The sequence below is a fragment of the Echinicola sp. 20G genome (genome assembly GCF_015533855.1).
In the GTDB taxonomy this organism is placed as follows: Bacteria; Bacteroidota; Bacteroidia; order Cytophagales; family Cyclobacteriaceae; genus Echinicola.
Genome location: NZ_AP024154.1, coordinates 962,648 through 974,569 on the forward strand (window position 1 = coordinate 962,648; position 11,922 = coordinate 974,569).

Annotated in this window: 9 protein-coding genes; all 9 read right to left on the bottom strand. The window is 43.0% G+C overall.

Going from position 1 to position 11,922, the window contains the following annotated elements:
* Positions 1 to 8 precede the first annotated feature (8 nt).
* Positions 9 to 1,625, bottom strand: coding sequence for a glycoside hydrolase family 28 protein (locus JL001_RS04250; RefSeq protein WP_200974920.1), 1,617 nt, complete (start codon positions 1,623 to 1,625; stop codon positions 9 to 11).
* Positions 1,626 to 1,866: 241 nt separating this feature from the next.
* On the bottom strand, positions 1,867 to 3,582 hold the full coding sequence (locus JL001_RS04255; RefSeq protein WP_200974921.1) for a hypothetical protein: 1,716 nt from the start codon (positions 3,580 to 3,582) through the stop codon (positions 1,867 to 1,869).
* A 73-nt stretch (positions 3,583 to 3,655) separates the two neighbouring features.
* The gene (locus JL001_RS04260) at positions 3,656 to 5,149 is read right to left on the bottom strand and encodes a sodium:solute symporter (RefSeq protein WP_200974922.1); all 1,494 of its coding nucleotides are present in this window, start codon (positions 5,147 to 5,149) and stop codon (positions 3,656 to 3,658) included.
* A 150-nt stretch (positions 5,150 to 5,299) separates the two neighbouring features.
* Positions 5,300 to 6,241 carry a dihydrodipicolinate synthase family protein gene (locus tag JL001_RS04265; protein ID WP_200974923.1) on the bottom strand — a complete coding sequence of 314 codons (942 nt, stop codon included), beginning with the start codon at positions 6,239 to 6,241 and terminating at the stop codon, positions 5,300 to 5,302.
* A gap of 290 nt (positions 6,242 to 6,531) precedes the next feature.
* Positions 6,532 to 7,149, bottom strand: coding sequence for a hypothetical protein (locus tag JL001_RS04270; protein WP_200974924.1), 618 nt, complete (start codon positions 7,147 to 7,149; stop codon positions 6,532 to 6,534).
* Positions 7,150 to 7,153: 4 nt separating this feature from the next.
* Positions 7,154 to 7,660: an RNA polymerase sigma factor gene (locus tag JL001_RS04275; RefSeq protein WP_236252708.1), complete on the bottom strand. Its 507-nt coding sequence runs from the start codon at positions 7,658 to 7,660 to the stop codon at positions 7,154 to 7,156.
* 260 nt (positions 7,661 to 7,920) lie between these two features.
* Entirely contained in the window at positions 7,921 to 8,418 is a 498-nt protein-coding gene (locus JL001_RS04280; RefSeq protein WP_200974925.1) for a GNAT family N-acetyltransferase, read from the bottom strand.
* Positions 8,419 to 8,551: 133 nt separating this feature from the next.
* Complete coding sequence (locus tag JL001_RS04285; RefSeq protein WP_236252709.1) at positions 8,552 to 10,303, bottom strand: thrombospondin type 3 repeat-containing protein; 1,752 nt, start codon at positions 10,301 to 10,303, stop codon at positions 8,552 to 8,554.
* Positions 10,296 to 11,921 carry a RagB/SusD family nutrient uptake outer membrane protein gene (locus JL001_RS04290; protein WP_200974926.1) on the bottom strand — a complete coding sequence of 542 codons (1,626 nt, stop codon included), beginning with the start codon at positions 11,919 to 11,921 and terminating at the stop codon, positions 10,296 to 10,298. The genes JL001_RS04285 and JL001_RS04290 overlap by 8 nt, the downstream gene beginning before the upstream one ends.
* Position 11,922 lies beyond the last annotated feature (1 nt).

An 11,922-nucleotide genomic window follows, 5' to 3' on the forward strand; every position in this document is an offset into this window, starting at 1 on the left:
TATTTAGGTTATTTTTTATAGGAGTTGGAATCCCAACCTTCTGGCTTTGCGGGTTGAGTACTCTCAAAACGTATATTATTGGTCAGGTCTCCTCTAAGTTGTGGGTAAACTTTTTCCCCATTGACCTTAAATACAGCATCTTCAAACCACACGTTTCGAGTGTCCAAGAACTTCATAAGTGAATCTTGACTGTTCACTTCAATATGCCTGAAAGTCAAATCAGTAGCATCGTCAGCATTGAAAAAACGTCGGCTTTGCTCCACGCGTACATTCTCCATGTGAAGGTTTTCCAAGGGGGATTCAGGAATGCCATTGATGTTTATAAAGGTTGAAGCAGTTTCTACCAGTATGTCCTTGATCGTAATGTCTTTGAATTTTGGGGTCAGGTCATTGACCTCCCGAAGAGGTTTTCTTTTGGCCAAATCACCCACATAAAGTTCTTGACCTAGCATATCCCATCGGAAAGCTGTCTGACGTAAATTCATTCGTAATCGCTCATAGTAGAGATTTTCGCCACCTCCTCCTCTTGGTCTTCTGGTTTTAAAGCGGATTCCTACGCCTGTGTTTTCAAAAACGCAATCATGGATGTAAAGATTCTTGACTTTTCCAGCTGTCTCACTTCCCACTGTAATCCCTCCATGACCTTCCTTGGCCAAACAATAGCGCACTACTACATTCTCCGTGGGCCTATTGACGCGGATACCATCCTTGCCACGACCTGCCTTCATAGTGAAACAGTCATCACCATTGTTTAAGGTAGAATATTCAATCAATACATTTCTGGAAGATTCGATGTCAATTCCATCTCCCCTTGGAATGCCAACAGAATTGACCGTCACGCCCCGAATGATCACCCCATCACAATACACGGGCACAATATTCCAAAAGGCCGTTCTTTCCAAGGTCACCCCTTCGATAAACACATTGGTGCATTCCGTAGGAGACACAAACATGGGCAAAAAGATCGACTCGCCATTATATCCTTCATACACTCTTTCAGAAACTGGTTTATCCACTGGAACAAACTTTTCCGTCACGTCCTCAGTCATCATTTGGTCTTTCACCGGTCCCTCCTCCGGTCCATAAAGCGTTCCTTTTCCTGTCAAAGCAATATTATCCTGCTGATAGGCATAAATACAGGCACCTAAGGACATGACCTCCACGCCTTCATGGCGGGTAAAAACTGCGGGTCTGTAATCTTCAAGTTGCCCGCTAAAATACAGCTCAGCACCTTCAGCTAAGTGAAGGTTCACATTGCTTTTTAAACTAATTCTTCCTGTTTTCCATTTACCCGCAGGAATGATCACTTTACCACCTCCTTGGGCACTTACACGATCGATGACTGATTGGATGATAGAAGTGGCCAATACATCTTCATTGGCTCCTTCATCCATAATGTTGACGGTCAAATCTGGAAATACCGGTTTCTTGAAATCAGGCATGGCAAATGGAGCCTTTACTGGGGCAATTTCAGCTGGCAGATTTGCAGCACCCACTTGGTCTTTGGTCATCAGGCTATCTAGCGGAAAGTAAGCTGTTGTCTTCTCTGCCTCCTCTTTGGAACAGGAAAACAGAAGACAAACCAACATCATACTAAAAATATTTTCCTTCAGGTTCAATTTCATAGATACTTTGGGTTTAGGAATTTCCAATTAACCTTTAATATAAAAGCTATTACACATTAGGCTATCCTGCCGTATCCTGAGAGGCAGAGGGAGTCGTGAGTATTGAGTAAAAAAACATTAAGGAGTGAAGAGAATTAAGAGCTTCTAATTACCCTTAATGTACTTTCACTCCTTAACGTTTAAATAAAAATTCAATTCGAAGACTGAACAGCAAGTCTAGTATCTAGCGTCTAATATCTATCTATGCTTTACCTGCTTTCATCTTTTTTGTTGCATCTTCCCCACCATTGACCAGATACAATAATGGAACTGGCCGGTCGGTGCCTTCTATAAATGTCGGTCTTGCCTGCCAAGGGGCTACGGAAAGCACATTGGCAAAATCCATCCAGAATTGTAGCCTTGCTGGTTCCAAATTCCAGGTCATATGAAAATGGTTGGCCGGAGCATACTGTTTGTATTCTGTCATAGAGGCAAATTTGGGAACGACAAAGGTATGAGGCCAGGTAGGATTGGCTCCATCACATATTTTCTGGGCCAAATCAGCTGGCAATTCAACCGTTTCTGCCTCATCCCAAATCATAGAAAACATTCCTGACAAGGAACTATAGGCCAATCTGGCGGCCAAGCCTTTGATATTTCCCGGAGATTTGAAATGTACTGAGTTGCCCAAGTAATAAAAGTAATCCACCGCTTTTGGGAATGAAATATTTTTCATCACATCCTTCTCTTCTTTTCCAGGCATAGCCGCCCAGTTGAAAGAAGCAGAGCCAGAGTTTACTCCATCCACAAAGCCTTTCTTCATCCAAGGTTCATCACCTGTGGGCTGATAACCATTTTGTGCCGCAAACTCACTGATGTCCTCCTTGTCCCATACTTTTCTGAAGTCCATGAACAAAGGTGGATTTCCTCCAGATAGCCAGGTCATAAACAGCTGGGTCAACAATGCCTGCACATCAGCTTCTGTTGCAAATGGCTGAACAGCTTTGGGTCCATTATGATCAAAAGTGCTGTTGAACAGTGACTCCATGATATCTGCCACCGGCAGTTGGATGCCACGGTCATCAGATCCCCATTCCAGCTGGCTCATAAAGCCTCCGCCTACAGCATCCACTTCTTTCATCAAATCCTTAACGATCAAATACAAGGCAAGGCTTTGGTCCAACAGTTCACTATCTTTTTCTCCATCTGGTAGTTCTATCCGGTCTCCTGCATGGTTTTCCAACCAGCTTCTCAATCTTTTCAGCTCTTCCTTGTCATAGGATTCCTTCTTCAGCATGTCCGCTAGCAACTTCATATCCAAGCGGGTAATTTCCAAGCCAAATTGGTTTCTCGTTTCCAACACATGCGGCAGAGCCGTCTCCATTCCCATGGAGTCATGTCCAAATATTACCACCCTTTTTCCCTTTAAGCCCTGGAAGGTCACAGCAGCATAGCACCAGTCTACCAAAGCCTTTAAGGTCTCAGGACTCATTGTTGGATTTTGTCCTGCATCCGGCCATTTCCCTACATTGATATGGGTCAGTTTTCCATATTGGGCGATGGCTCCCGAGGTAGCATGCGTATATACCACACCGGGACGAGTACCACTATTGCCTGTGGTAAAATTAATTGGAATATCTTTTGGGAAATGGGAGAGCAAAGAAATGGTCGTTAGCTGTGGGAAAGACCAAGTATCCGGCACACAGACCAACACGTTTACCCCAGCCTCTTTGAATTGCCGGGCTACTTGATCAGCCTGTGTCTCGGCATCAATCAGCACATCAGAATAAACCACTTCAGCAGCAGTCCCATCTGGCAACTTGATCTTTCCGGCCAGTTCCTCTGCCGCATGCTGTACAATATTGGTACTTCTTTCCCTACTGGCTTGGTCAATCCGGGGATCACAAGGTGCAAATACCCCAATCACTGGCTTCCCGGTATTTGGTTTTACCGTTCTGGATAATAATTTCGCTTTCATATCTTTTTTGCTTATTTCTATCTTTTATTGTTTCGCCTTCGCAAAGTACTGTGCCCCATTCAGATAGATTATTTTAGATTTTTTTCTTATTGAGCAAATGGGACAACAAGAAACCTGTCAGGAAAATGGTTAGGGTTCCTACGACAATGGTCAGGTTGGCATGCATGGGATTTCTAAATGAAAACCAAGGCCCTTCTGTGATGAATAGTGGTGTCAAGCTCATCCAAGCAATGACCAATATGCCCACGACCACACCTATTGCAGCTTCCAATTGTTGGACGTTTTTAGAGAAATACCCCAGCAAAAACAGCCCTAGCACCCCACCACTAAATACTGAGGATAAAGCCCACCAAGCATCCAAAGCACTTTTAACTTCAGTCATGGCCAAAGAAACCCCAATGCTCATCAAGCCCATTACAATAGCTGAGATCGTCAGTACCTTAAAATGTTGCTGATTGTTTGGTGCTTTCTGTATGTACTTCTTATAGTGATCCGTAAGGATAACCGTAGCAGAGCTATTCAAACTCGTAGAAATAGTGCTCATCCCTGCCGCAAAAATAGAGGCTATCAATAGTCCTGTTAGACCTTTGGGTAGGCCATTGACAATAAAGAACGGGAATATTTTGTCAGCCTCATCTTGAGACTTTAGTGTTGCAGGTAACAGCTCCGGAAAAACCTGGTAATAGGCAAACAAGGCCGTGCCAATAAAGAAAAATAAAAGGGAGACAGGAACGTACAAACTACTGCCAAACCAAGTGGATTTGATGGCTTCTTTTTCAGTTTTAGCACTCATATAACGCTGTACATAATTCTGGTCCACTCCAAAATTCTGCAAATTGATAAATAAGCCGTAAATCAAAATCACCCAAAAAGTAGCCTCTGTCAGACTGAGCCCATAACTACCCAAACTAAATTTATCATGTTGTTGACCGATTTCAATGACCTGCGCGGGCCCCTCGGGCATGGAAAACAAAATAATGCCCAAACAAAGCACCGCTCCCAAGATCAGCACTATACCCTGAATGGCATCCGTCCAGATTACAGCTTCAATTCCCCCCATGGAGGCATAAATGATTACAGAAATTCCCGTTACGATAATAATTGTAGCGATATCCCAGCCCAAAAGGGCATTCATAGGCAAGGCTAATAAATACAGGATGGTCCCCATCCTTGCCAACTGGGTAAGCAAATAACATATGGAAGCATAAGTTCTTGCCCATGGACCAAACCGAGTTTCCAGATAATAATAGGCCGATTCACTTTTTACACTTCGGTAAAGGGGAACGAAAAACTTGACCGCTGCCCATGCCGCAATAGGAATGGAAAGGCTAAAGACAAAACTGTTCCAGTTACTCAAATAGGCATTGCCTGGCAAAGCCAAAAAACTAATACTGCTCACAAACGTGGCAAATATGGACATCCCAATGGCCCAAGCTGGCAACTTCCTTCCTCCCACCATATAGTCCGCTGTTGTTCGGCCTTTCTTGAAGTAAAATGAGACCCCAAAAAACAATATGCCTAGCATGTAAACAAAAAATATGATGAGGTCTATTATGGGTAATTGCATTTGCTACGGTTAACTGGTTAATTGATTATTGGTGATTCGGAATCTGAATGCAGCATTGACCGTACTTTTGGTATTTGCCTTTTGGCCATTGACACTTCCAGCCAAATAGCCAAATCGAATCCGAGGATGTCTATTTCTTCAGTCTTCTTTTTAATGTTTTAGATCCAACATTTTGCTTTTTATCTCTTCCAGGTTATTGGCAATTTTCTCTCTCTCAGCCTCTCTAAACCGGTGCAATGGGGAAGCCATATAATCGCTGCATATCCCCATGATGTTTAAGGCGGCCTTGATCCCTTTCAAATAGCTGGAACCAAAGTTGCCCAAAGAGTATAACTTTGAAGAAATTTCCATCACAATACCATGTAGGGCTTTGACGGTCAAAACATCCCCTCTCTCTGCAACTTCAAACAACTTCACATACAATTCCGGAAACATATTGGCACCACCATTCACCCCACCATGAGCACCCAGCAATACGGTTTCAGCCATGATTTCTTCTGGGCCCACAAACAATGAAAAGTCGGAACGATCTTTCATCTTGTTCATGACATTATTGAAATAGGCATTATTGGCAGAGCTGTCTTTTAACCCCACAATACCCTTGTATTTTGACAAGGTTTTGACGGTATCTGGCTCGATGATAATTTTAGTATGCGAAGGCATGTTATAAAGAAACAATGGCAAGGATAGGCGCTCCACCAAATATTCATAGTACTCGATCAATTCCGGCTGGCCTAAGTTGAAATAATAGGGAGGTGCAGCCACTACAGCAGAGGCACCCTCCTTTTCAGCAGTCTCTGCTAAACGCAGACTTTCTATTGCTGCGGTATCAGTAATCCCCACCAAGACCGGAACCCTACCATCCACGATTTCACATGTTCTGGCCACCAACTCATGGCGAAGCGCATAGGAAAGGCTGGTGGATTCACCTGTAGTTCCCAAAATAAACAATCCATGAACCCCTCCATCAATGATGTGATTGATCAAGCGCTCCAAGCCTGGTATGTCCAGATTGGTCTCATCTTTTAGAGGGGTAATCATTGGAGGGACTATCCCTTTAAATGGTTGGGGTAAGGTATGTTTGGTCTTCATTGTTTTTTCATTCTTTGTATAAAAACAGGGATTCATAAGAGGTTTACTCCTCCAGAACCCCTGCTTAAAAGATTGTATTACAAACTTAGCCTTTACCTAGACTTTACTGTCCTGCACTTACTTGACCCTAGAAAGTACTTTGATCATCAGATCCATTTTTCTCTTTTTGAACAAGGCCGTATAGTGTCTCAATTTAAAATATAACCCGTGTTTAAGTCATATCTCTCCCTATACAGTTCACTTATCTGTACCCATGAGAAGTGTTTCTAATGCTCAAGGGGCTATACCACTCAGTCTATTTCTTCCTCTTCCATTTCTTTTAGCTCTTCCATGAAGGCCATAGCCTCCACCAAGCTTTTGCGAGGAAATTTCTTCAAAATAAAAACTAAGATCAAAGCCACTACAACGCTGCCTAGAAAAAACTGAAAGAGGTACTCACTCCATGCGTACATATCCACTCCTAAAAACCCTTTGGCCAATACCACTATAAAAGGAATGGACAAAAACGGAATAACCACATATAATAAATTCAGTTCCAGTTTTTCCATGTACTGGACCTTAGCCAATTTCTTTTGCGTTTCTAAAACTGATAATTCCGGTTGGATGCTAAATATCAAATACAGCCTTCGCCCTACAAACCCCATGTTAAAGAAGGTCATCAACAATATTGCTAAGGCTGGAATTAAAAACTTAACCTCCATCAAGTGGCTGGAAGCAAAAGAGATCAAATAACCTGCAAATAAAACATTCGCAGCAAATTCAAATATTGAAGTCAGTTTCTGCTCCAGAAAACTGGACTTTATTTTATGCCCAATTACTTCTCTAAGCAACTTTTGGTTGATTTTCTTAGAAGGATTTGTTTGCATTCCTGCACTCTTCCAGATGCCTGATAATTCTTGGTATTCCATAATATTATTGTTTTAACGTTTCGAAATATGATTTTAATTGTTCTTTGATGCGGTGGATTTTGGTGGACACTAAGCTGGCCGAAATCCCCATGATTTTTGCAATTTCCTTATTCTTGCACCCTTCCAAGAACAACAGCATCAGTGCCTTGTCCGTTGGTTTTAGCAATTCTATAAACTGGTAAAGTATTTTTATCTGCTCTTCCAGTTCTGGCGATTCCTGTTGATATAGTTCAGCATGCTGCTGATAGTCCCCATGGTTCTTTTTTCGACTACTTTCTTTTCTGAGAAAGGAAATGGAGACATTCAATGCAATCCGATAGGTCCAGGTGGAAGTGGATTTTTCTTTGTTGTACTTAGGGAATGCTTTCCAAAGCTGTAAAACAATTTCTTGGATCAGGTCATCCTGAGTATCCTGATCGAAACTGTACACCCTGGCTACTTTCGTAATCATGGCCTGATACTGCTCGATGTATTCCTCAAAGTCCTTTTCAAGTAGTCGCTGATCTTTCAATTGGATTGGGATTTGCTGATTAAAGATTCATTTGCCCTATTATTCGCAGCACAATTAAAAATGTCACAGTAATTTAAAAAATATTAAATAATCTTTTGACAATCTACCGTTTAGGGCCGTATCCATAGCCCCATACCACTGACAAATTCAGGTTTCAAGAAATGTTTGACCCTTTTCAATTCAAAAAAATCCCTAAAAATTAAGCTAGAATGGAGGGAGCAATGGGAAAGCCAACTTTCAGAAAAATTGGCGGTCGCCTCTTAAGTTTCCAGCCCTAAATCCTTTAGCATCCAAATGGAACAGGTAAAGTGTCCCGTATCGCCCAAAGGCTTTTCTAGCCGAATAAAACCTTGTCGCTCATAAAGCTTGACAGCATTTTCAAATTCTGGAATACTTTCTATGTACAAGTTGCCGAAACCAAAAGCCTGGGCACTCTCCATGCATTTGTCCATCAGTGCCTTGCCAATCCCCTTCCCTCTTGCTCCTGAAGAAAGGTAGAATTTTACCATTTCAGCGACATTTGGAGGTAGCCCCTCAGTAGGATAAACGCCACAGCAACCCAAAACTTCACCTTCTTTTTCGGCTACATAAAAGATGGATTTCGGGGTCTTTTCAAAAAGCCCGAATAAATCCTCCATTTCAGGGTCAGCAAAAACTGTCCCTTCTCTAGGAGCATCAAATTCTACAAAAACATTTTGTATCAACTCTTTGACAGCTAGATTATCTTTCTTTTGTATGGGCCTATAGGTGATGTTCATCTTCGGAAGCTAAAAGTTCTAAAAGAACAAAGATAAAAAAATCTTCCACCCCATTGAGCTAACCAAAACCCAACGAAGCAGAAGACCTCAGATGATAAAAAGTAACCAATGAATTTCTTGTTAATTGCTTTGGCTATTCCTTTTGATACCGCTTCGCCAAAGTATCTATATTATTGGAAGCATTGCTCCAGTCAATCACGCGATCAATTGGGATGGCATTGATATACTTTTCGATATTATCGTAACCATCTCCATTCAGGTCCTTTGTGGCGTCCGAAGGATCATTGGGATCCAATCCTGCTGCTGTTTCCCATTCATCGGGCATTCCATCTTGATCAGAATCTTGATAAGGTTTTCCATCATATGTTGGATACCCTCCCACTTGACTAATGTCTGTAATGATACCTTTTTTATATGAATCCTCTTCTAACCTCCTACTTCCACCTACCAAAAACTCCTGACCAACATGTATTTTACCATCCTCCTGGTACTTGATCTTCCCAGTTCTGACTTGGTTCACGATTCTTGCATCTACTGGATCTCTTTTGGGCAGGATGGCCCCTACATTCTCCAAAACAAAATCATAAGCTTTCTCAGCACTCATCATGGTTACCCGGGCCATGGCAAATGGCTGCTTCACTCGGATAAACGGTTCATATGTTTTGGTCAAATCAGGCTTACCATCCACTTGCACCCCTCCATTCCAGTTGTCTAAATTGATGGCATCATATCCTTCCATGATATTGCCCTTTACATGAACCCTTCCCAGAATGATACTGTCTTTGACCGCCCGATCTCCTTCTGGTTTGATGATGCGATATCCCACGGGATCATCCTTGGGTGTCATCGGTCCTGGCTTAAAATAATTATTGATGATATTGTAATAAGATCGGTGATCCCCTCCATCAATGGTTCGGTACCACCAGTTGAAAATGACATTATTGACGAAACCAAAATCTCCATACATCCCCACTGAAGCATTTCTGGCTATATTACTTGCCCACAGGTTCCGCATAAAAGTACTGTTCAGTCCCCCAATCGTACTTCCAAAAGCATGGTTATAGGTATCCAGAGCTTCCGCAAAAATTGAATTTTGAATGGTGACATTGACGGTAGGCAGCTTGTGCTCCTTACCGTCAGCATCTACATACATGTGCCTATACATGGACATGTTTTCATCTAAGCCCCAAGTGGAAGACACATGATCGATGATGATGTTTCCAATCCCATTTCCTCCCAGGGCATCATCTCTGAAACGAACATCCGTCTGCCCTCTCCTAAAACGCATATGCCGAATCACTACATCGTGAGTATCGATCAGCACCGATGCTCCTGCAATACAGACTCCATCTCCGGGTGCGGTCTGGCCTGCAATGGTAATATATGGTGCTTTGATATTCACAGGTCTTTTCAAGTCAATAATCCCTGCCACATTGAAGACCACATACCTTGCTCCGCCGGCTTCGCAAGCTTCCCTGAAAGTCCCTTTTCCACTATCCTCGAGACTGGTCACCACAAATACTTTTCCTCCGCGACCTCCAAACGAAAAGGCCCCTCCTCCTTCAGCTCCGGGGAAGGCGGGAATCTTCGCCTGAGGTAAATCCCCAGGAGTGGCTGCCCATGGAATATATGGTTTGCCTTTGCTAATGTCTGCTTTCACCGCTGGCCAAGCCTTTTTCCATGCAGCCTCCACATGTGCTTCGATCTCAGCTTGTTCTTGGTCAATCTCCTCCTGAACCTGAGGAGGAATTTCCGGATATTGGGCTTTTAGGGTTAATGATGTGAAAAAAGCCAAGAAGAATAACAGGTAGTGAAGGCGCTTCTTCATTTCTAATTGAAGGGTAAAACAGGGCTGAAAGCAGCCCTGTGTAACATTTCTATTCATAAGCTGGATTTTGTGGATAATCCCCTGCGTCCAGTGCGATAGCAGAAAGTGGGATAGGTCTTAATATTTTATAATTGCCATTTGCTCCCAAAAATGGATCAGTGCCCCCATCATTGATGGATTTGATGTCCGGGTTGCGCACTTTGGTATATTCCATCAGCTTGCCAGTTCTTTTAAGGTCTAGCCACCTTAAGCCCTCACCTGCCAATTCGCGTGCACGTTCTTCCAAAATAAAATCCAAGTCTACAGAAGCCACTTCCATGGACGCTTCTGCCCCTGGAGCAGCAGCCCTTCTTCTTACCTCATTTACTCGGTTGACCGCTTCACCGGCATTTCCTGCTTGAAGATAGGCTTCCGCGGCAATCAGGTACGTTTCTCCCAATCTTGCCAAATACAAATCATGGGTATACCGAATATCCGGTAATTGGACCCTGTCAAACTTCTTCAATGCTGGAAAATCTACTTGGTTCAGCACATCCCACCAGTGTCCATCGATAGGGGAGATGATTGTCTCACTTCTCATCGGAGAGGCCGCTCGCCAAGCGGTGGTGTCTGCCAATTGCTGCGCCGTTCTGGGGTAATAGTAAGCTACTGGGCTGTTATCAGGGTTCAACAAATAACCGGTATAAGGATTGGTTTTTATATTTAGAAATGTCCCCTCAAAGCGGGTATCGTTATCCTCAAAAAGGGTAAAAAGATACTCGGTCGGGTGAAGTGCATTTTTTTTGTTTACACCATCATTGCTTCCCTGTACCAGAGGACCCCATGCATAATCCCAATTGTGCGCTGGAGAATTTTGGGTCGAGGCATCAGCGTATTGAATCGACCAAAGCACTTCTTCATTATTGTCATTTTGGTATTCAAAGATTTCATCGAAAGACAAGCTCAGGCCTTGACCTCCTATGGCCGCATCAGCCAATACAGCAGCTTCTGTAAAATCCGCTGCCGAACCGCCATTTGCGGTATCATACCCTCTTGTCAAATAAACCTTGGCCAGTATATGCTGGGCCACACGCTTAGTAACCCTACCAAAATCTGCCTGACTTTCCGGCAAAACCCCAATTGTAGCACTCAATTCACTAATGATAAAATCGTACACTTCACTAGCTGGATCCCTTTCAAAAGTCACAATGGGCTCACTAATTAAGTCAGTAACCAAGGTGACATCACCAAAATTCTGAACCAATAGGAAATAATAGAAAGCCCGAATGGTCCTTACCTCTGCTATCCTTGTTTCCAAATCAGTAAAAGGCTCAGTTTGGTCTGAATAACTTAAGGCCATATTGGCAATTTGTACACTTTGGTAAAGGGTCTTGAAAAGGTATTCCACCTGGCTGTTTCCAGGAGTAAGTGTTTGATATGAGGCCAAGCCTATGGGAACTTCTGCATGGGCGTTAAAGAACAAATCTGTTCCGGCACAAAACACATAAGGAGTGGGTTGGTACACATCCCTCAGAGTAGCATAGGCTGCATTCACCAAGCCTTCATAACCTGCTTGGCTTCCATAATAATTTTGGGCTGTTGTGTTGCCTAGGTTTTCTTCATCCAGAAAACCTGAACAGCTGGTCATCCCTATGCCCAATACAATGATATATATGATTGATTTTACGCTCTTCATG

Coding starts and splice junctions, on each gene's coding strand:
- JL001_RS04250 (WP_200974920.1), bottom strand. CDS start 1,625: ATGAAATTGAACCTGAAGGAAAATATTTTTAGTATGATGTTGGTTTGT.
- JL001_RS04255 (WP_200974921.1), bottom strand. CDS start 3,582: ATGAAAGCGAAATTATTATCCAGAACGGTAAAACCAAATACCGGGAAG.
- JL001_RS04260 (WP_200974922.1), bottom strand. CDS start 5,149: ATGCAATTACCCATAATAGACCTCATCATATTTTTTGTTTACATGCTA.
- JL001_RS04265 (WP_200974923.1), bottom strand. CDS start 6,241: ATGAAGACCAAACATACCTTACCCCAACCATTTAAAGGGATAGTCCCT.
- JL001_RS04270 (WP_200974924.1), bottom strand. CDS start 7,149: ATGGAATACCAAGAATTATCAGGCATCTGGAAGAGTGCAGGAATGCAA.
- JL001_RS04280 (WP_200974925.1), bottom strand. CDS start 8,418: ATGAACATCACCTATAGGCCCATACAAAAGAAAGATAATCTAGCTGTC.
- JL001_RS04285 (WP_236252709.1), bottom strand. CDS start 10,303: ATGAATAGAAATGTTACACAGGGCTGCTTTCAGCCCTGTTTTACCCTT.
- JL001_RS04290 (WP_200974926.1), bottom strand. CDS start 11,921: ATGAAGAGCGTAAAATCAATCATATATATCATTGTATTGGGCATAGGG.